Source organism: Calothrix sp. PCC 6303, assembly GCF_000317435.1.
Taxonomy (GTDB): Bacteria; Cyanobacteriota; Cyanobacteriia; order Cyanobacteriales; family Nostocaceae; genus PCC-6303.
Genome location: NC_019751.1, coordinates 4,723,659 through 4,743,082, shown reverse-complemented (window position 1 = coordinate 4,743,082; position 19,424 = coordinate 4,723,659). Strand labels below are relative to the sequence as shown.

Genomic DNA, 19,424 nt, shown 5'->3' with positions numbered 1-19,424 from the left:
CCTCCTGTTAGAATATCTACCCTGCCAAACTCTGAATCAAATGCCAATGACGGCTATGTTCGATTTCTTGCTTGATGAAGTCAAATACTTGTCGGCAGTGATTGTCAAGCTTAAGTGGTAATTCTGCACTCTTACCCACTAAAGTCATGCGTGTTTCTAAATCGGTAGCTGTGGTTTTATCGATTAAAATTTCTACCGTCACCAATTTAGGAAAATCAATACTACCAGGCGCTTCACGAGCCATGATATAGTCGGGGGTATAATATTGAACATCTAAACCACTACTTTCTAGAAGTTCTATCATTAGGGGTTGGAGATGATCAATGGCAACAGACACAATAAACGAACAAGTATAGCGAGCCATGCAAGCTCCACAGGTTTCAACACTGCGTCCATCCTATAATATTCGGTAGTAATAAAGCTAAGTCACTATAGATTAATTAAGATAGTTTTCTAATCAGTTAAGTAGGTGGGTGTTGAAAATTGTCGTTATAGCAAGGGATGTAAGTCAGTAATGGGTAGTAAAAAAGACACTTACATGTATACTGGTGATTTTTTTGATTTCGACTGGTTTGATTGACCAAAATTGTTTAAAAATCTGCTGATGAGTCCTGGATAGCCCTTAAAATAAAATTGAGACAGGAATTAGGGTTTGAAAAAGTTAAACAAATGAAAGTAGCGATCGCAGGAGCAACAGGGTTCGTAGGTAGTCGTTTAGTAGAGCGATTACACAAACAAGGTATGAGTGTAGTTGTCTTGAGTCGCAACACAACCCATGCTGAGAGGGTTTTTCCCAACACAGCATTTCCCAATGTCGAAATTGTAAATTGTGATAGTTGGCAGAACGCTATTGCCAGTTGCGATGGAGTGGTAAATTTGGCAGGTGAACCCATCGCTGAAGGACGTTGGACTCCCGAACGAAAACAAGAAATTCTCAATAGTCGCAAACAAACAACCCAAACTATTGTCCAAGCTATCAGCAACTCCAGCCAGAAGCCCCAAGTATTAGTTAATGCCTCAGCTATCGGTTATTACGGTACCAGCGAAGCCGCAACTTTTGATGAAAACAGCCCTGCTGGTCAGGATTTTCTGGCTGAAGTTTGCCAAACCTGGGAAAATGAAGCCAAAAAAGTTACAAATTCAGGGGTGAGATTAGTAATTCTCCGTTTAGGAATCGTCTTAGGGAATGGTGGGGCAATGGGTAAAATGATCACCCCCTTCAAACTATTTGCAGGTGGTCCCATCGGTAGTGGTAAACAGTGGTTTTCCTGGATTCACATTGATGATGTGGTTGGTTTGATTGTTGAAGCTTTAACCAAACCAGAAATGCAGGGAGTATATAATGCTACGGCTCCCCAGCCAGTAAAAATGACAGAGTTTTGTCAAGTAATGGGAAAAGTGATGAATCGTCCTTCATGGCTACCCGTCCCATCTTTCGCGTTGGAAGCGTTATTAGGTGATGGTGCCATCGTGGTTTTAGAGGGTCAGCAGGTTTTGCCCACTAGAACCTTGGCTAGTGGATTCGGCTACAAGTACGATAAGTTGCAATCTGCCTTAGTGGAAATAATCAAGTGAACCAGATGACAGCACTTCTATGAAATAGAAACGTTTACCCTGATCGCAGCCGTAGGGTGATCTGTCTCGTCTCTACGAGATTAATTAGTGATTACTCAAAAATTTCTTAGAAAACCAACTAATTATGCCACTAAGCAATGCACCACCCATTAAGATGCCGATAGCGGGGTTGAATAGAGGTTGCCAAAGTTGATGCCATAAATCTAAGCCGAGGTTGATTCCAGTGGCTTCACCAACAATAGCGATCGCAAACCAAATAAAACCCAGTAAAACTAGGAAAACATCAGCCACTAAAACGAGATTAAGCCAGTTTAGAAGTTTTTCTTTCATAAAATATACAAAAAATTGAAGTTAGCGAGAATTGTAGATCCCCGAATTTTTGAAGAAGTCGGGGATCTGGCTAGCTAAGATTCAAATAACCAGTTACTAACCTTCTGCAAGCTTTGCCAATCAGGTTTACGAGTTAAACCATCTTGAATACTAGCTTTAATTTCCTCGCGCCATTCTTCATTCACAAAAATTAACTGTTGAGCAAATTCCACATGTTCCCGTAAACCTTTTTGTTTGGTTTCTAACATCGCAACAGCTAGGTTTACCCTTGCTTGGGGATCTTGGGGATTGAGTTTCACAGCTTTTTGAGCAGCTTTTGTCGCAAGAGTTGCCTTATTATCCAACAGATACAGCCAAGCCAAACAAGTCCAAGCAGGGCTACTTTTGGGAGCGCGATCGCATACTTCCTGAAACACAGGAATTAAATCTGAAATCGGTTCACCTGCTTTGTAGCGCTCCAAACCTGTATCAAATAGAGTTTCTATTGTTTCAGTCATAAATAAAAATTAAATTAATCAACGGTCAATAAATAATAGTCAATGCTCTAGGGTCAATAGTCAACCCCTCGCGGAAATTCTCTAAACCCATAATCCCAGGCAACGAAGAGGAAAAGGGGCAGGGAGCAAGGGGAAGAACACCATATAGGAAAGTATAAATTTAGGGGATTGAAAAGACAGTTGGCAGTGGAATTTCAGAATCTTTCTCCCCTGCCTCCTGTGTTTTAACTTTAAACCCCGAAAGACTTACCACAACCGCAGGTTTGGGAAGCATTAGGATTAGTAAATTGGAAACCACCACCAATCATGGCATCGCTAAAATCTAACATCAAACCGTAAAGATATAATAAGCTCTTGCGATCGCAGACGATTTTGAAGCCATCATAATCAAAAACTTCATCATCAGGGTTAGTCTTACTAATATCTTCAAAGTCCATCAAATAGGACATTCCAGAGCATCCACCTTGGCGAACTCCGACACGTAAGCACAAATCTTGACCTTGTTTACCTTGCAACAATTTGACTTGTCGTAATGCCGATTCGCTTAATAAAATTCCTTTCTGTGCAGATTGTGTCTCTTGGGTTGCTTGTGTCATGTGATGATCTAACTCCGTTTTTTGAGAGAATATTACTTTAGAGGTAAGAAATCGAAAAATAACAATTTCTAATTGATATTTTCTTGCCTTTAGTCATAGACTGTAATACCTAGCTCCAGTCTTGCCCTAAATATGGCTGCAAGCACTAGCTAGCTAAAACTTGGCTTTCCTTATCCCAACACAAATTAATTTGATGCTTTTTACATATATTCTAACGATATTGGCTGCTGAAAGTTGTCAAATATAAATCTAAATACTTTGCCAAAAGCACTGCAAGATTTTTGTCCTAAAATTGGAAGACTCGCTGTGTTGCCATGTTCACCCTTGTACATTTTCTGCCATAGTTGACCAGAAGAGGTAGGGGAAAATGTGTCAGAGCTACGTCCTTCTAGGACACTTATACAAGATCTGAGTCCCGATCTTGCCACCTAAGCCTTTTCCTCTTGTTGACCAGTACAAGCAAACTTCTTTAAGTTTGTCATTTTTCCCAAATTAGTTTTTGCCAATTGCTTGTTTTGATTTAATTATATTTATGACAAGTTTTAATCGCTCTACCAGTCGTCGCTTGAAGAAATTAATCCAAATTCCTTCTGTGTGGGAGGGCGATCGTCGTCCATTGTCACCCTCGTCAAACCGTCTTGACGAAGAGGCAAAGGGCGAATGTATTCTCTGGGTTGATGGATCCCAGGGAATTGTCCGAGGGATGGATGTAGTTGCCACAGAAACGGGTCCAGAAGCAATTGTACGGACGTTGATGCGGGCAATGGAAAATCCCCATAGTCCGGCAAAACCAGGTCGTCCACAGCGAATTGTAGTCCGTGATCGGGAAATCCAATTTTACCTGCGTGGAGTGTTGCAAGATTTAGATATTGCCATCGACTATGTGCCAGAATTACCGCTAATTGACGAACTATTTCGTGGTTTTGCCGAAATTCTCGATAGCCAAGTTCCCGATTTGCCGCCAGCTTACGCCGAATTACTTCACGAAAAAGCTTATGCGATCTGGCAAGCAGCCCCTTGGGAGTTTTTGGAAGAACAACAAATCATCTCCATTGAGATTAACCAGTGGGATGTTGAGAAAGTTTATGCTTCAGTTATGGGAATGCTGGGAATGGAGTACGGGATTTTGTTGTACCGTTCTGAAGAATCCCTTAGACGTTTCCGTGCGAATGTCCTCCGTGAAGATGAATCAACCGAAGATTTGGAAGAAGCATTTTTAAAGCAGGATTGTTTATTTCTGACTTTTGAAAGCAATACAGATGATGAGGAAGACGAAGTAGGTGATTTGGCAGAATTACCTCTGGCGGAAATTGAACCAACATTTGGGAATATCCACCCCTTAGAAGGGCTAAGATCGGTATTGTATGACGAGGAAGCACAGGTAGTTTACACAGCCTTGGAAAGCTTACATCGTTTCATCGGCGATTACCGTCGGCAATTACAAAGTGATGAGTTTCCCAACCTCAGCCGTCGTTATCGCATCTCCCTCCCCGAATTGGAAGATGCAACCACAAACGTTAATGTCGTCGTTGCGACAATGCCAGAATTAGCCACCGAATTAGAAGAAATGGTGGGGGATGAAGAGGATGATCTAGACTCCGAAAACGAGATGTTTCAGTCGTTACGGGATGATTTGATCCCCGAAGATTCATTTCTCAGTTTGGGGGTAGTTTCTTGGGAAATGTTGGAATACCTCCACAAGGGGGTGACATGTCAACAAATTGGCGAAAAAATTAAACCTGTTGGGGATGGGTTGCCTGTAATTTTAGTTCAAACTTCTCGTCCTAAAGCCAAAATAGTGATTGAGAATTTAGAGCAAGCAGGTGGACTCAAGGCTATTTGTTTTAATCCTGGTGCTGATCCTTTTGGTGGAAGTCGCTACGATGTGGGATTATTGCAAACCCATAATGGTGAATTATTTTTGTTTGGTGAGTTTGAAGATGATGATCCCGTTCATGTGGAAGCGCGCAGAAAGTGGAATGAGCGATGTAAATTAACCAAAGGCTACTGCGGCTTAATTATTGCCAAAGGACTTACGGGTGCTTCGCGGGGTAATCCTCAAATGCGTGACATGATGGCTTTATTTGAAGGGCGATCGCTTGCACCAAAAGATCTAGGTATTGGGACACTGCAATTAATGCCTGAACTGCAACTTGAATGAATACACAATCTAGAAAGACGTTCCACTATAAATTAAACTAAAACAAAAGCCAGCTTTTCAATCAGTAAACAGGTGAGGCAGCATTATAAGTCGGGACTCTGACTCAAAACAGCATAATTAGTTTTTATTATGGTGGTAAAGCCTTGGCTCTAGCTGATAACTGGTAACTGATAACTGATTGAAAATCCAAGTATGACGAGGGAGTCCCAAGTGAATAGTATCGAAACCAACAACTTCCTTTACCCAGAGGACGTAATGATTCCCCAGGCTCCTCCTGAATTCAAATCAGGATTTGTGGGTATAGTTGGGCGACCTAATGTCGGTAAATCTACCCTGATGAATCGATTGGTGGGACAAAAAATTGCCATCACTTCACCCATTGCCCAAACCACGCGCAATCGGTTACGGGGAATTTTAACGACACCAGCAGCACAAATTATTTTTGTGGATACCCCAGGAATTCATAAACCGCACCACCAACTAGGTGAAGTGTTAGTTCAGAATGCCAAAGCAGCTATTGAATCAGTTGATTTAATTCTGTTTGTTGTTGATGCATCGACAGTCTGTGGTGGAGGCGATCGCTATGTGGCTGAATTACTGAATAAAAGCCAAACTCCTGTAATTTTAGGCTTAAACAAAACTGACCAACAACCCCCAGAATCAGCCGATAAAATTGATGAAAGCTATACCCAACTAGCAAGTACAAATAACTGGAAAATTGTCAAGTTTTCGGCAATAACTGGGGAAGAATTACCACAACTCCAAGATTTGTTAATTGAAAAACTGGAAACAGGTCCCTATTATTATCCACCAGATTTAGTCACCGACCAACCAGAGCGGTTTATTATGGGCGAACTAATTCGGGAGCAAATATTATTACTCACCCGTGAAGAAGTTCCCCACTCGGTAGCAATTGCCATCGATCAAGTTGAAGAAACACCCAGCATTACCCGTGTCCTAGCCACAATTAACGTCGAACGGGATTCCCAAAAAGGAATTCTCATCGGCAAAGGTGGCTTAATGCTCAAAACCATTGGTAGTTCTGCCCGTGAGCAAATTCAAAAGTTAATAGCTGGGAAAGTCTATTTAGAATTATTTGTCAAAGTTCAACCAAAATGGCGACATTCACGGATTAGATTAGCAGATTTGGGGTATCGTATCGAACAGTAGATGTCTGGGGTAGGAAACAAAACTATCGAAAGACGTGACATGTCACGTCTCTACATTATTGCCTTTGCCTCTCGGCTTCCCCAAAAAATGGGCAAATAGCACATGACATCTATAATTAAATTTGATTTGTTTTTGATCGTATAGGCGGACACTGAATTATGACCGGAAAAGGACAAGGATTTGGCTTTGGTTTAGGTAAAATGAAGGAATTAGCAGATGCCTTCAAAAAAGCTCAACAAGTTCAAGAGGGTGCCAAAAAACTCCAAGAAGAATTGGAGGTAATGGAAATTCAAGGTGAGGCTGGTGGTGGTTTGGTGAAAGTTGTAGTCAGTGGAAACCAAGAACCTAAGCGGGTGGAAATTTCTGCTGAGGCAATGAATGAAGGTGCTGATGTACTTTCTGACTTGGTGACAGCAGCGATGAAGGACGCTTATGTTAAGTCTACGGCGACAATGCGCGATCGCATGGAAGAACTAACCAGCGGATTAGAACTACCTGGGTTTTAAAACCAATCCCTTATAATCATTTGTGATTTGTCCTTAGTTTTTGGACTTGGGACAAATGACAGGTGATCAGATATCAAGATTTGTACTTTAAGATTTGTACTTTAGTTATGGTTTACAAGCTTCTATTTGTTTGCTTAGGAAACATTTGCCGTTCTCCAGCAGCCGAAAATATCATGAACCACCTGATTGAAACCAGCAGTTTAAGCGATAAAATTATCTGTGATTCAGCCGGAACAGCAAGTTATCACGTTGGTAGTCCCCCAGATGCCCGTATGAGCAAAGCTGCATTACAGAAACTGAATATTACAATGCAAGGTAGGGCACGTCAATTTCAAAAGTCAGATTTTCAAGACTTTGATTTGATCTTAGCCATGGATAAAGATAACTATGCCAATATTCTAGCTGTGGATAAAAACTCAGAATATGGTGAAAAAGTCAAGTTAATGTGCGATTTTTGTTCTCGTCATACCCTCAAAGAAGTACCAGATCCTTATTATGGTGGTACCGAAGGTTTCAATCAAGTCATAGATTTATTAACAGATGCTTGTGAGGGTTTATTAAAGGATGTTAAAAAACAAGTAATGAGTAATGAGTAATAGACATCTCCGAAAAAGACGTAGAGACGTAGCATTGCTACGTCTCTACAAGGGTTTTGAGTAACGCATAATTAATTATCTGGAGATGTCTAATGAGTCTGTTTTGTAACGGGGAGAAGTTGGCGCTTAGATGTTCTTCCCGTCAAACTAAGCCGTAAGAGGGCAGGTTATACCTTCTGGAAAACTAAAAAACTTTTTTAATGTCTCCAATCACGGGTTGAGAAGTTAAATTTTCTAAATCAACGCTCTTTAATAAACTAAACCAATCGTGAAATAAACTCCGATTTTGTGGTTGGTGGGGATAACTTTTTGCTAACTCACTAACAGCTTCATACCAAATATTGTTTTGATAGTATATGCTGAAGCGCTGTTGAGGTGTTTTAGCAATTTTTAATTTTTTTTCTATTTCTGGATTAGTTGTTGTTCTTTTAATCAAGCCTTTAACGAATATTGGGTTAGATAATTTTTGTTGTGAACAGTAAAGTTTAAAGTACCACTGATAGGTTGTATTTGTTTGTAAAGATAGGGATTTTTTTAAATCAATACTAACGATTCCTGGTTGATCTGGGGGGGTAAAATTGGTGCGGTAAATATCATTATCTTTTTCATCCTGCAAAACAAATTCACCTGCGACAATATCAGCAGATGTATAAGGAACAAAAACCCAAACATTGGGATGTTCTGACAATGTTAAAGCTTGATTATTTTCAGGAATTAAAGCAGTTAGGGGGATATTTACAGGGGGACAGTCACCACGACTGCCAGTACCTTTCCTAGTGCTTGGTCTGCCACGGCTAGAACCATCTGGTTCTGATTGCTTTGGGGATGCTTGATTAGATTGGGCAATTGATGGAATCCAGCAGATGATCCACAGGAACAATGCAAAAAAAATTGTAATTTGAGGTTTGAGACTGTTTTTGATCTGACTCATGGGTTATAACAATTTTATTCGTGTATATTTACTCTTAGCAAAAAAATAAAATTATGTATACTTTGTATTAAGTTTTATTATGATTGTTCGTAAATATCCCAGTTTTTATTGACTGTTTGATATTCGGTGTAGATTATTAGCATTGCAGCGCTTCCCAATAGAACTATGGCTGATGGAACTGAAGGTATCCAAACACCTTGAACTAATAGGAAAAGACAAGTAATATATAAAGCTCCCGATCCGATTATTAAACTGATAACTAAGTGCCATTTAGATTGAGAATAATAAGCAATTAAACAGCCAATAACAGACCAACATCCAACCCAGATGAATTCTGCCCATTTAGGCAATACCCACAACAGGGGACGATTATCTAAGGTAGCACTAAGAATCTGACTGATCATGTGGGCTTGGACGACTACTCCTGCTACTTGTTTATAGGGTAATGAGGCAGTAGTATAGGGTGTAGACCAACGTTCATCATTAAAACTTTCGGCTATTGTTCCAATTAGAACAATCCGATTTTTAACCAAGTCGGCAGTTAGTTGATTGTTTAAAACTTCTCGAACTGTAACTCGCTTGATAAATGGATTAGCAGCTCGCCAATTGAGAAATACTTGATATCCTCGACTGTCTATTTGATGATATCCACCGCTATTTGCTTGAACACTTTGAAAAACTTTTGTACCGATCAACCAGTTATCATCTGGTGTTAGCTTTGCTGTGATGTTTTGAGATTTTAAATAACTAGTGGCAATGCGATAATTGAAAGACTTATCTGTTTTGCACGCGATAGCAGGGTCGGTAGGTGGTGCCATCGCTAATAATTGCCGACGCACGATTGTATCTGCATCAGGTACGACATCGCTAAAACCTAGGCTTTGTGGGGGAACTCCTGGTGGTGGGGGAACTCCTGGTTCTGTCTCGTCTTCACCAGCTTTGCAAATCACAACGAAGCGATCGCTTGTTTGCATGAATGCCTTTAATTTCTGGTATTCTGGGGAAACAGGATTTTCGTGATAGATGTCTAAACCAACTACGCGGGGATTAAGTGGCTCTATTTTTTCGATTATTTGAGCTAAAGTTTTATCTGATAAAGATGCACCACCCCTTTCTGCTGCGGGTTGTGCTTGAACATCAGCTTCTGTAACTGTGACAAGTATAATTCGATTATCTGGTGTTTCTGCAGGACGCGATCGCATGATGCTGTCAAAGGCAGATAATTCCCATGATTGCATCCAACCTAAGCTTCGCACTCCCATCACTAGGGCAGTGATGGATATACTTGTTTGTACCCCCAAGACAAAAGCTTTTTTGCTGGGGATAAAACTTCTCTTTACTACTGCAACAGTATTCTTTGACTTCTTTCTCCAAACTAAGGGTTGGGCAGCTGGATTTTGACAAATTACTGGCAACCAACTCGCACAAGGAAACTCATCTTCCAAACCCTGTAATCTAGCTTGTGCTTCTCGCACCGAAAGATACAAAGATTCACCAGTTGCAAATGCTTGAATAAAATACTTTAAAAATGTCTGTGCGACTGCATCTGTTACAGGTTCACGCATGACTATTATTTGCGGAATGTGTAATGATGCCAAATCCTGTGCTAATCCTAAACCATCACAGGAATTAAAGATTACTAAGCCCAAACCATGAGAAACTGCTGATTTTAAGCCGTTTTTTAACTGGGAAATTTTCAGACTATCTGTTTTATTAATATAGATTTTACCGCTTTCACCATTATATTGGCTATAGCTATGTCCCGCAAAAAAAATAATATCCCAGCCTTGTTTATCCCATAAGCAATTATCTAATTCTCTACGGGTGGGTTCCACTAAAAAGAGTGTTTTTGCCCCTGATATGGTTTCCAAAATTTTCCGATCTTTTTGGATGTCAATTCCATCGCTATTTCCCAAAATCGCTAAAATCCTCATGCTACGATTTGGATTTTTTGTAGTGGTTTTGGGGTTTTCAAACTCGGAACTGCCTAAACATGCTACAGCATATTGATAATCTTCAAATAAGTCCCATAAATGCCAAGGAATTTGACGAACTTGCTCGTTTTCGGTTTCAATGATGAAGCGGATTTCATCTGATAATGCTAATTTTGTCCGTAACTTTTGTTCGATATGGATGAATGATGGAGATTTCAACCAAAGGTTAATTTGTTTTTTTAGTTCATCACACAAGTCATCAAATTCCATTAAAGATATATTCGTGATATCTTCTTCTTCAATTTCTACTTCCGATTCTTCGTCGAAAGTTACACTGTTACCTCTTATAATTGCCTCATTTAGTAAACAATAAAGTAGTTGCCAGCGTCGATACAGTTCTGGAATTTCTGAGGTTGGGGGTAAGCTAGCAAGGAGTTGAACCGGAATGCGATCGCTATTTTCCCATAACTGGACAGTAACAGTGGAAAATCCCTGTCGAAAATCTCCTTTTCCTAAATTTAATACCACTAACTTAGTCATGAAAGTTTTCCGAGAAGCTGATCTAGGATAAAATCTTCTTTTATATTCACATCTCCCAGCACCATTTGGATGCTAAAAGATTTCCCCAAAGGAAACTTAAACCTTTTTAGTTGTACATAACTATCATGGCTACGAGAAATTACCTCTTGTAGTAGCATACCCGACTGAGAAAGTAAGGCAAGCCGCATACTGGCAGGTAAATAAGATTCTTCATCTGCTGGATAAAGCTGAACCCTAATACTAATTCTATCATCTATCTCTGGGGATATTCCAACTAATAGAACTACACTTTGTTTTCCTAGTTGCATTCCCAGATCAATTAATTTAGCCCCTTTTACACGAGATTTATTTAAGGCTATATCGCTTCTAAATTGAGAGACAACAGTTTTTTTCTGCAAGTTCAATAGTGCATCAACATTTTGCCATCCTGCTGTAAACCTATTTTCTACCCATTGGCTAAAACTGACAACCTGGTGTAAGGAAAGCTGCTTTTGATGTTCACTAAAGTTTTCACATCTTCTCTGATATAATTGATTTCGTAAATTATCCGAAGAAATTAGAATCTCCCACTCCTGAAAATCGGCATATAGACGCGGTGAAACTACATTTTTACAACTTAAATTTTTCAGCAAAACTTCTGAAGATCGGATATTTGAAACATTCGATACTTTTGTTCCTAATTTATTGTTAAACATTTGTTGAGGACAAAGTTCTCGTGCTACCCACATAATATTTAAATCTGAAACTAGTTCCTCTCTATCTAAACAGTAAGTTTTATTTATTTTGTTATATTCTGCTTGATTCGCAATTTGCTGGTGGGTTGCATATCCCCATACACGTAGCCAAGAATCCTCTAAGTTTACCTGCATAGCTAGATAGTAATGCGGAGTAAATTTTGGAATATCAACCCACTCTTGGGGAATCTCAATTTTCATCGGGTGACTTTTTTCTGTGGGTACAATTACTAACTTTGTCTCCCCTATAGTGATAATTGAACCATTGACAAATCCCCAAAAATTAGCATCTTGATATTCAGGAAATGTATTTAAATCCTGCTGAAAATCTGGATCACATTTCAACCATTTTAAAAATTCATTTTGACATAAACAATTAATAAATATTTGCCAACTATTGGGATGATTTATATCAAATTGTTGAAAAGTTTTTTTCCATGCATCTTGTTTTTGTTCAGGTGATAATGTTAACCATAAATTTTCTGGATATATTTCCTCTAGTTCATTTAACTGGAATGTCATAATTTCCACCTTATTCATTTGATATAATTAATGTCATGATTATGGAGATATTCGGAGACAAACATGCCGATTTTCCGACTGACACAGCTTAAAGATTTTTCTTTTAGCTGCATAGTGGATTCTATCTCCGTTTGAAATTTATTAATTAAGTCATCGTTTAAATCTCCTAATGATAGGCTGAGATCAAATTTATGCTCTTTAATTACCTTAAATAACATATCAGTGAATATTTGCTTATTTAAGATCTGTAAACAGCTATTCATCCCATCTTTGATTTTTTCCAGATCTTTGTCATCATTAATTTGAACTTCTGGATAAATTTTTCGCCACTCATGTAAGAATTTTTTTAATAAGTGACTTGCATGTTTACCTAAATGTCGAGCCACTTGATACTGCTTTTGAATTCCTGTATATTTAAATTTGAGTACATTTGCAATTTCGGTTTGAGTTAAGTTCAAACCACACCAAAGGTTAAACATAATTTGTTCTGATTCTGCGAGTTCAAAAAATAAATTTTTAACGATTGATTTCACTTCTTTCCACTCTTCTTCCTCAATTAAATCGTCTAATAAACTTGGAGTTTTGTCTCTTAAATTGGTGTAATCATCTATTGGGTAAAATCTCTTTGTCCGATATTCACGAGCTGCTTGAATACAGGTAATTAAAATTAGTTGAATTATTTCTGTAGATACTGCTGCAACTTTCAGGTTTAGGCGATTGCATAACTGCTTATACAAAATTAAAATTTCTGATATTTGTGTTTCCGATAATTGAGAACTATCTTTATTTTTCTCGTGTTTATAATAATAAATTTCATCAAAACATTGCCAAACCAAGCAATATTCATTAATCTTAGTTTCTGGTATTCCTTTTGAAACCAAAGCTTCTTTCAATTCCTTAGCATTTAAATCTTTTAAAAGTCCATAATCAGAGAATTTTGTTCTTTTAGCTTCAATATCTTGAGCATAAATAATATTTTGTATAGAACGAACTAAAGCTACTTTCGTATAAGCTTCTATATTATATTTAGGATGTTTTAAATCAAAGCTTTTAAATAGTTTTTCCGGTTGATTAATATTAGTATTAGCAATTTGGAATAATTCTTCCAAAGGGTATCGATGTCGAAGAAAACTAAATTTTTGATAACATCTATAGGCTGCCCAAAAGGAAGCTTCTTGTAAATAGGAAGATAAATGCATTCGAGCTTGATCCAAATTAACTGATGGTGATATCTGGAGAAAATCCGCTTCGGTATGAACATAATTACCTTCATTTAGTAGCGACGAATTTGTAATATTTTTTGTCTTTGATATTTTCAGAAAATAATGTGCCCAATATTCAGATTTAGCTGCTGGTTCTAATTGAATTAAGGTTTTAATATTATGTTCTAACCTTAAATCTGTTTTCCAGATCAAGCTAGTATTTTTTCTGTTACTTTCTAACATCAAAAATGTTGAAAATTTCTGAATGATATCTTGTCGCTTCTTCATCTTATCCTCTCAGCCCATTAAAACTATCTCCGCAAGTATAATTCCTTAGAAGATATGATTTCTCGGGAAAAGTGTTCTTTCCATTTATTTTTTTATGAATAGCTATTTCTAAAGCCTTTAAAAATTGTCCAAATTTTTTTTGAGTTTTTTTCTGTGTCATACTTTATTTTGTACATAGTGTAGTTTTCAAGTTCCATAAGTAGTAGTGCAAAATTAATCATGCATTCCGAAACGCTCAAATTTTTGGGATTGCTTCATCTCACCCTACGGTTCGCAAGCTACAGAATAACAATATATATTTAATTTTGCGTAGCCACTTAGTATATATAATTAGAGAAGAGAGACTGTTTGGTACTAACTTATGCTTCCTTCCAGCCTATACTAGGCAGCGACAATATACATTGAATTTTGTATAAACACTTACATTGCCTCAAGCTGTAGTCAACTTCAAGCTTTAAAACTCTTCTTTGTAGAAAGCATAATTTTTTCATATCCTTACTAGAAGTTGTAATTGGCTAAACAATATCTTGACTTCGGCAATCTAAATAATGAAACCTAGCCATAGATATACTGTATGTCTATGGGTACTACGAAGGGATAATTATGCATATTCAGGCAATTTAATTTTGATTTAATTCAGTTTGTCCATAAAACAATGCATGTTTTGATTATTTTAATGTCACCAATACCCAGAGCCTGGAAATGAGATTTCAAGAGCTTTTTAGCTGAAGTTGACACCAATAGGCATTGCGCTTTACCCCTAGAAACAATCTGTCGTATTCTTTGTGTGAAATTGGTATTAGCTGAGAATTACAGAAAAATTTAACAGATCCGACAGCACGTCAAGCATGTCAAGATAAGAAATATAGCCTACCCTCAAAGTAGATATGCCAATTATGCAACGTTAAAGTTTTTTAGTTGACTTAAACAATTTGCCATGCAACTTCTTCCCAAAACCGAACAACCGCAGACTATTACCGTGAACACTAAAGTTATTCTTGATGTAGGGGGGATGAAGTGCGCTGGCTGTATGCGAACTGTCGAGCGTCATTTGAGTCAATATCCTGGAGTAAAAACAGCTGCTGTAAATCTGGCAACTGATGTGGCAGTGGTTGAGTATGAAACTGGAACTGTTGACGCTGATGCTTTAGCGCAACATTTAACATCAGTTGGCTTTTTAACCCAAGTTCGTCAGGGAAAACAAACCGCTGCAACCCTCAACACCAAGCGTCATCATGAAATGCGTTCGGCTAGGCAGCAATTAGCGATCGCTAGTTTATTATTAGCCTTATCGGTCATGGGTCATGTCAGTAGCATCTTAGGTTTTAGTGTGCCGTTTCTCCACAACATTTGGTTACACTTTGCCTTAGCAACTTTAGCAATTTTGATTCCTGGTCGTCCTATTTTAGTTGATGGGTGGCTGAGTTGGTGGCGCAATTCCCCCAACATGAACACCCTCGTGGGTTTAGGAACTTTGACGGCATATACTGCCAGTGTAGTGGCGCTGCTATTTCCTCAACTAGGCTGGGAATGCTTTTTTGATGAGCCTGTGATGATTTTAGGTTTCATGTTATTGGGGAAAACCCTAGAACAAAGTGCAAGGGGAAAGGCAGCATCAGCATTTAGAAAATTATTGGCACTGCAACCTCAACAAGCGAAATTAATTGGGAAACCGAAGAAGAAGCAGGGAGCAGGGGGAGAAGAATCTGGTACCATTTTCCCAATTGCCCTAAATCTCTTTGAATCAGTCGTGGAAATTCCTGCCGAACAGGTGCGAGTTGGTGAATGGGTGCAGGTATTGCCGGGGGAAAAAATCCCGGTTGATGGTGAAATCATTTATGGACAAAGCACGGTAGATGAAGCGATGTTGACTGGTGAATCTGTCGCCCTGTTGAAGCAAGTGGGGGATACTGTCACGGCTGGTACACTCAATCAATTGGGTATGCTGGCTATCGAGGCGAATCGTACTGGTGATGATACTACTATTGCCCAAATTGTCGCTCTGGTGGAAACTGCCCAAAACCGCAAAGCCCCGGTTCAGAGGTTTGCTGATATTGTTTCGGGTTATTTTACCTACTTTGTTTTGGCTGCTTCTTTAGTAACGTTTCTGTTTTGGTACTTTATTGGGGCAAATCTTTGGGGTAATATCCCGATGTCCGACGGCATGGGAATGTCACACCAGGTGGGAGTTGAGCATTCCCCCTCCAATTTGTTGCTGAGTTTGAAATTAGCCATCGCTGTTATGGTTGTAGCCTGTCCCTGCGCGCTAGGATTAGCAACACCCACTGCAATTATGGTGGGAACGGCAATGAGTGCCGAACGGGGTTTGTTAATTAAAGGTGGTGATGTCTTAGAAAAAGTACATCACCTAAAAACTATTGTCTTTGACAAAACAGGAACATTAACTACTGGTAAACCTACGGTAACGGATTGTATTTCCCTAACTTCAGAGGAAGATTCCCAGTTATTGGAATTTGCATCTGCTGCCGAAAGTGGTACTTCCCACCCGTTAGCGATCGCTATTCAGGCAGAAGCCGCAAAACGAAAATTAATCATTCCCCAAGCTGAAGATTTTTATACAGAGCCGGGACTCGGTGTCTCGGCTGTGGTGCAGGGAAAAACCATCCTTTTGGGAAATGCCGATTGGTTAAGTTGGCATGGAATTAGCTTGAATCAACAAGCCGAAACCATAACTCAAGAATTGGCACAAGCTGGTAAAACAATTATTTACTTAACAAAAAATGGACAACTAGCCGGAATTATCGCCGCAACCGACACCCTCAGAAGTGATGCCCAAAACACCATAAAACACCTACAGAAAATGGGTTTAAGGGTCATGCTACTCAGCGGAGATCGCCTCGAAGCCGTGAATGCGATCGCGCAGCAACTAGGCATCAACAAAAGCGATATTATTGCGGGTGTTCCCCCTGCTAAAAAAGCCGCCATCATTGAATCTCTCCAAAAAGGTGAATTTCATCCCAATTCTCCCCAAAAATCAATTGTGGCGATGGTGGGTGATGGTATCAACGATGCTCCCGCATTATCCCAAGCTGATGTCGGTATTTCCCTCCATTCTGGTACCGATGTCGCCATGGAAACCGCCGAAATCATCTTGATGCGAGACGAATTAACTGACGTGATCACCGCCATCGAACTCAGTCGGGCTACATTTAGTAAAATTCGCCAGAATTTATTCTGGGCTTTTGCGTATAATACAGTTGGCATACCTTTGGCTGCTGGTGTCATGCTACCAAGTCTAGGCTTTATTCTCAGCCCAGCAGGCGCAGCCCTGCTAATGGCTTTTAGTTCAGTAAGCGTGGTGACAAATTCCCTACTTTTAAGATGGTTTACTTACAAGCGCTAATTTTAAGTAGACTTGATAAAATTAGTATTGTGAAATATCTAGTTTAACTAAACTCAGGTTAGACTGTGGTGATAACAACATCACATCCAAAATATATCAAAAAATACTTAATTTTACGCTAGTTTTTCTAGTTTTCTAGTAAAGAAAATACAATGTGTGGGTACAGTCTATTGCAGCCCTAACCGCAAACCTACTTAAAAGTGGCTAAAAAGTGCCTAAAGTCGCTATTAATGCTAGGGAAAGTAAACTTCAAGTTACTTTCTTTTTCTTTAACCTATAAAACTGCTTAATTTAGCCCCCAAATCGTCTTTCAGCAAAAACTATAATTCAGAGAATGGCAGGAAAAAACAATCAACAAATTTTAGTTAATCAGAGTTCATCCGTCGTGAGCAACGATTCCTCAATGACACCAGAAACTAACGAAAATCATTTACTCATATTACAGGATGAGCAGGGACGTAAGGAATTTACCCTGGAAAATCATGTCTATTCCCTTGGTAGAAACCACAGTTGTGATATTCGCTTAGTGTCGCAATTTGTCTCCCGCTGTCATGCCAGACTAGTTAAACTTCCACGGGAAAATAATCAAAGCTACTATTATCGGATTGTAGATGGTGATGCTAACGGAAAACCCAGTGCCAATGGTCTGATGATCAATGGACGAAAGATGTCAGCACATGACTTGAAAAATGAAGACGAAATCATTTTTGGTCCCCAGGTACGGGCAATTTACTATCTGTTGAAAGATACCACCAGAACTAATCAAACGGATTCCACTGAGTACGATATTACACTCATAAATCCTGGTATGGCTGAAGACTTAGAAGATTAATTCACCACGTTTGGGTTTTAAGTTTAGGCTGTTGACTTTGATCTGATTTTCAACATACAGTTTTTGTATCATTGACTGGTTCCTAGGCTCTGCCTGGGAACCATGACTTTAAGGTGGAGCCTCTTATCTGCACTGGAGGCGGAGCCTAGTCTATTGACTTTGATGTAATTTTCACGCTTTTGATTCATATTGTCGAAGATTTATCACAAGCCTTATTTTTAGGGGGTTAATTGGACGTGTATTTTGGACAGAAAAGCTAGTACATTAGTTCGCCTTGAAAGGACTGGCTCCACACTCCTACGGAGAAGCAAACTACAGAATGATAAATTATACCTTCTAAAACTTTTCAAACATGCTCTTATATAGGTAAAATCGTGTTCATAAATATACCTGAACTGTTCATTGTTTATGTTTGCCAGAATTAACCGTTTTTTTCGTCAATTTTTTCATCGAAGCAGAACAATCAATAATGAACCATTAAATAGAGTTAGTTTGATTGTTATTGTTTTAATTGATATTTTTATCCTGAGTAATGTATTTTCTGGACTAGATGATATTAGCAGATGGCATTTTAGTCCGACTGAAGCTTATCCTTGTTATTCACAATGGCAAAATTATCGGAATGAAACCAAGAAAAATAAAGACTTTGAGATTATCAAATTAGCCTTAACACAACAAAAAGATAATCTTTCATTCCCACAGCAAGCGCAACAATCTCGTTTGGGTAAGTTATCAGAAATATGTTTGAGTTTTGATGGAATCAAAAATAAAGTTGCCAATACGGAAAACAAAAAGATTCTTGAAAATATTACTAGTAACCAATCCAAAATTAGTAATTTAGAGCAGGCAAATAGGACTATTCGTAATCAATATGATTCCTCACTCTTAGAGAAAATTGCTGGACAACCTCGGAATCAATCGATTAATACAGTTGGCGCAGAAAAAGCCAAACAAGATTTAGATAAAAATACCCGCAATATCGCTACTCTGAATCAGGAAAATTCTAATTTTCAAAATCAATTACTCACAAACCCAGATAGTTATACTTTTTTAGTATTTTTAAAAGATAACGACAAATTCACGGTAGTTGAAAAGGGCTATAATCAAGCTGCTTTTTGGTATCCTAGTATTCAACTAGCTTTGCAGTCTTTCTTTCTGCTACCACTAATTATTGTTGCTCTATTAGTTGATAAATTTGCTCAACGTCGAAGATATGGACTTGTTTCTCTGATTAGTTGGCATTTACTAGTCATATTTTTTATTCCCCTCATTCTGAAAATATTCGAGTTTCTCCAAATTGGAATAATATTCAAATTTATCTTTGATATTGTTAGCAATATTCTGGGTGGTTTGCTTTTTCTTGTCAATTATATTTATATCTTACTAATTCCCTTAATTGGTTTTGGAATTATCAAACTTGCTCAAAAATTCGTTTTAAATCCCAAATCCCAAGCAAGTAATAGAATTCAAAAATCACGCTGTGTCAATTGTGCAAAGAAAATCAGACACAACGATGCTTACTGTCCCCACTGTGGTTATTATCAATATGTTGAATGTCCTAACTGTCACAGTATGACTTATAAACATTTATCTTATTGTAAAGAGTGTGGATATTCTCAAGAATCAAATAATTCTGATTGAATTTT

Annotated in this window: 16 protein-coding genes; 8 read left to right on the top strand and 8 right to left on the bottom strand. The window is 38.5% G+C overall.

What is annotated here, in order from left to right; all coding sequences use genetic code 11:
- Positions 1 to 16 precede the first annotated feature (16 nt).
- Positions 17 to 364 (bottom strand): hypothetical protein, encoded by a 348-nt coding sequence (locus tag CAL6303_RS19285; protein WP_015199507.1) that lies wholly within the window; start codon positions 362 to 364, stop codon positions 17 to 19.
- A 305-nt stretch (positions 365 to 669) separates the two neighbouring features.
- Between CAL6303_RS19285 and CAL6303_RS19280 the strand changes: the two genes are divergently transcribed.
- Positions 670 to 1,575, top strand: coding sequence for a TIGR01777 family oxidoreductase (locus CAL6303_RS19280; protein WP_015199506.1), 906 nt, complete (start codon positions 670 to 672; stop codon positions 1,573 to 1,575).
- An 84-nt stretch (positions 1,576 to 1,659) separates the two neighbouring features.
- On the opposite strand, the gene CAL6303_RS19275 is transcribed toward CAL6303_RS19280, so the two are convergent.
- The 3 genes from CAL6303_RS19275 to CAL6303_RS19265 form a co-directional block, all read right to left on the bottom strand.
- Positions 1,660 to 1,905 (bottom strand): hypothetical protein, encoded by a 246-nt coding sequence (locus tag CAL6303_RS19275; protein WP_015199505.1) that lies wholly within the window; start codon positions 1,903 to 1,905, stop codon positions 1,660 to 1,662.
- Positions 1,906 to 1,979: 74 nt separating this feature from the next.
- Entirely contained in the window at positions 1,980 to 2,402 is a 423-nt protein-coding gene (locus CAL6303_RS19270; protein WP_015199504.1) for a tetratricopeptide repeat protein, read from the bottom strand.
- 230 nt (positions 2,403 to 2,632) lie between these two features.
- Positions 2,633 to 2,998, bottom strand: coding sequence for an iron-sulfur cluster assembly accessory protein (locus tag CAL6303_RS19265; RefSeq protein ID WP_015199503.1), 366 nt, complete (start codon positions 2,996 to 2,998; stop codon positions 2,633 to 2,635).
- 532 nt (positions 2,999 to 3,530) lie between these two features.
- On the opposite strand from CAL6303_RS19265, the gene CAL6303_RS19260 reads away from it, so the two are divergent.
- The 4 genes from CAL6303_RS19260 to CAL6303_RS19245 all read left to right on the top strand — a co-directional run bounded on the left by CAL6303_RS19260 (position 3,531) and on the right by CAL6303_RS19245 (position 7,431).
- On the top strand, positions 3,531 to 5,159 hold the full coding sequence (locus CAL6303_RS19260; RefSeq protein WP_015199502.1) for a DUF6930 domain-containing protein: 1,629 nt from the start codon (positions 3,531 to 3,533) through the stop codon (positions 5,157 to 5,159).
- Between the two features lie 192 nt (positions 5,160 to 5,351).
- Positions 5,352 to 6,329, top strand: coding sequence for a GTPase Era (era, locus tag CAL6303_RS19255; RefSeq protein ID WP_015199501.1), 978 nt, complete (start codon positions 5,352 to 5,354; stop codon positions 6,327 to 6,329).
- A gap of 158 nt (positions 6,330 to 6,487) precedes the next feature.
- Entirely contained in the window at positions 6,488 to 6,835 is a 348-nt protein-coding gene (locus CAL6303_RS19250) for a YbaB/EbfC family nucleoid-associated protein (RefSeq protein ID WP_015199500.1), read from the top strand.
- A 107-nt stretch (positions 6,836 to 6,942) separates the two neighbouring features.
- Entirely contained in the window at positions 6,943 to 7,431 is a 489-nt protein-coding gene (locus CAL6303_RS19245; RefSeq protein ID WP_015199499.1) for a low molecular weight protein-tyrosine-phosphatase, read from the top strand.
- Between the two features lie 184 nt (positions 7,432 to 7,615).
- Here CAL6303_RS19245 and CAL6303_RS19240 read toward each other — a convergent pair whose 3' ends face one another.
- The 4 genes from CAL6303_RS19240 to CAL6303_RS19225 form a co-directional block, all read right to left on the bottom strand.
- Complete coding sequence (locus CAL6303_RS19240; RefSeq protein WP_015199498.1) at positions 7,616 to 8,362, bottom strand: DUF928 domain-containing protein; 747 nt, start codon at positions 8,360 to 8,362, stop codon at positions 7,616 to 7,618.
- Between the two features lie 77 nt (positions 8,363 to 8,439).
- Positions 8,440 to 10,836, bottom strand: a complete 2,397-nt coding sequence (locus CAL6303_RS19235; RefSeq protein WP_015199497.1) for a CHASE2 domain-containing protein — start codon at positions 10,834 to 10,836, stop codon at positions 8,440 to 8,442.
- A complete protein-coding gene (locus CAL6303_RS19230; protein ID WP_041740783.1) occupies positions 10,833 to 12,092 on the bottom strand; it encodes a DUF1822 family protein in 1,260 nt (419 codons plus the stop codon). Before CAL6303_RS19230 ends, CAL6303_RS19235 begins: the two co-directional genes overlap by 4 nt.
- A gap of 14 nt (positions 12,093 to 12,106) precedes the next feature.
- Complete coding sequence (locus CAL6303_RS19225) at positions 12,107 to 13,582, bottom strand: hypothetical protein (RefSeq protein WP_015199495.1); 1,476 nt, start codon at positions 13,580 to 13,582, stop codon at positions 12,107 to 12,109.
- A 937-nt stretch (positions 13,583 to 14,519) separates the two neighbouring features.
- Here CAL6303_RS19225 and CAL6303_RS19220 point away from each other — a divergent pair.
- The 3 genes from CAL6303_RS19220 to CAL6303_RS19210 all read left to right on the top strand — a co-directional run bounded on the left by CAL6303_RS19220 (position 14,520) and on the right by CAL6303_RS19210 (position 19,419).
- Positions 14,520 to 16,946 carry a heavy metal translocating P-type ATPase gene (locus CAL6303_RS19220; protein WP_015199494.1) on the top strand — a complete coding sequence of 809 codons (2,427 nt, stop codon included), beginning with the start codon at positions 14,520 to 14,522 and terminating at the stop codon, positions 16,944 to 16,946.
- Between the two features lie 334 nt (positions 16,947 to 17,280).
- On the top strand, positions 17,281 to 17,778 hold the full coding sequence (locus tag CAL6303_RS19215) for an FHA domain-containing protein (protein WP_015199493.1): 498 nt from the start codon (positions 17,281 to 17,283) through the stop codon (positions 17,776 to 17,778).
- 408 nt (positions 17,779 to 18,186) lie between these two features.
- Positions 18,187 to 19,419 (top strand): zinc ribbon domain-containing protein, encoded by a 1,233-nt coding sequence (locus CAL6303_RS19210; RefSeq protein WP_015199492.1) that lies wholly within the window; start codon positions 18,187 to 18,189, stop codon positions 19,417 to 19,419.
- Positions 19,420 to 19,424: the final 5 nt, after the last annotated feature.

What these genes read in the sequence shown, in the direction of transcription:
- CAL6303_RS19260 (WP_015199502.1), top strand. Translation starts at nt 3,531, where the DNA reads ATGACAAGTTTTAATCGCTCTACCAGTCGTCGCTTGAAGAAATTAATC.
- CAL6303_RS19285 (WP_015199507.1), bottom strand. Translation starts at nt 364, where the DNA reads ATGGCTCGCTATACTTGTTCGTTTATTGTGTCTGTTGCCATTGATCAT.
- CAL6303_RS19275 (WP_015199505.1), bottom strand. Translation starts at nt 1,905, where the DNA reads ATGAAAGAAAAACTTCTAAACTGGCTTAATCTCGTTTTAGTGGCTGAT.
- CAL6303_RS19245 (WP_015199499.1), top strand. Translation starts at nt 6,943, where the DNA reads ATGGTTTACAAGCTTCTATTTGTTTGCTTAGGAAACATTTGCCGTTCT.
- CAL6303_RS19240 (WP_015199498.1), bottom strand. Translation starts at nt 8,362, where the DNA reads ATGAGTCAGATCAAAAACAGTCTCAAACCTCAAATTACAATTTTTTTT.
- era (WP_015199501.1), top strand. Translation starts at nt 5,352, where the DNA reads ATGACGAGGGAGTCCCAAGTGAATAGTATCGAAACCAACAACTTCCTT.
- CAL6303_RS19265 (WP_015199503.1), bottom strand. Translation starts at nt 2,998, where the DNA reads ATGACACAAGCAACCCAAGAGACACAATCTGCACAGAAAGGAATTTTA.
- CAL6303_RS19235 (WP_015199497.1), bottom strand. Translation starts at nt 10,836, where the DNA reads ATGACTAAGTTAGTGGTATTAAATTTAGGAAAAGGAGATTTTCGACAG.
- CAL6303_RS19215 (WP_015199493.1), top strand. Translation starts at nt 17,281, where the DNA reads ATGGCAGGAAAAAACAATCAACAAATTTTAGTTAATCAGAGTTCATCC.
- CAL6303_RS19225 (WP_015199495.1), bottom strand. Translation starts at nt 13,582, where the DNA reads ATGAAGAAGCGACAAGATATCATTCAGAAATTTTCAACATTTTTGATG.
- CAL6303_RS19230 (WP_041740783.1), bottom strand. Translation starts at nt 12,092, where the DNA reads ATGACATTCCAGTTAAATGAACTAGAGGAAATATATCCAGAAAATTTA.
- CAL6303_RS19220 (WP_015199494.1), top strand. Translation starts at nt 14,520, where the DNA reads ATGCAACTTCTTCCCAAAACCGAACAACCGCAGACTATTACCGTGAAC.
- CAL6303_RS19250 (WP_015199500.1), top strand. Translation starts at nt 6,488, where the DNA reads ATGACCGGAAAAGGACAAGGATTTGGCTTTGGTTTAGGTAAAATGAAG.
- CAL6303_RS19280 (WP_015199506.1), top strand. Translation starts at nt 670, where the DNA reads ATGAAAGTAGCGATCGCAGGAGCAACAGGGTTCGTAGGTAGTCGTTTA.
- CAL6303_RS19210 (WP_015199492.1), top strand. Translation starts at nt 18,187, where the DNA reads ATGTTTGCCAGAATTAACCGTTTTTTTCGTCAATTTTTTCATCGAAGC.
- CAL6303_RS19270 (WP_015199504.1), bottom strand. Translation starts at nt 2,402, where the DNA reads ATGACTGAAACAATAGAAACTCTATTTGATACAGGTTTGGAGCGCTAC.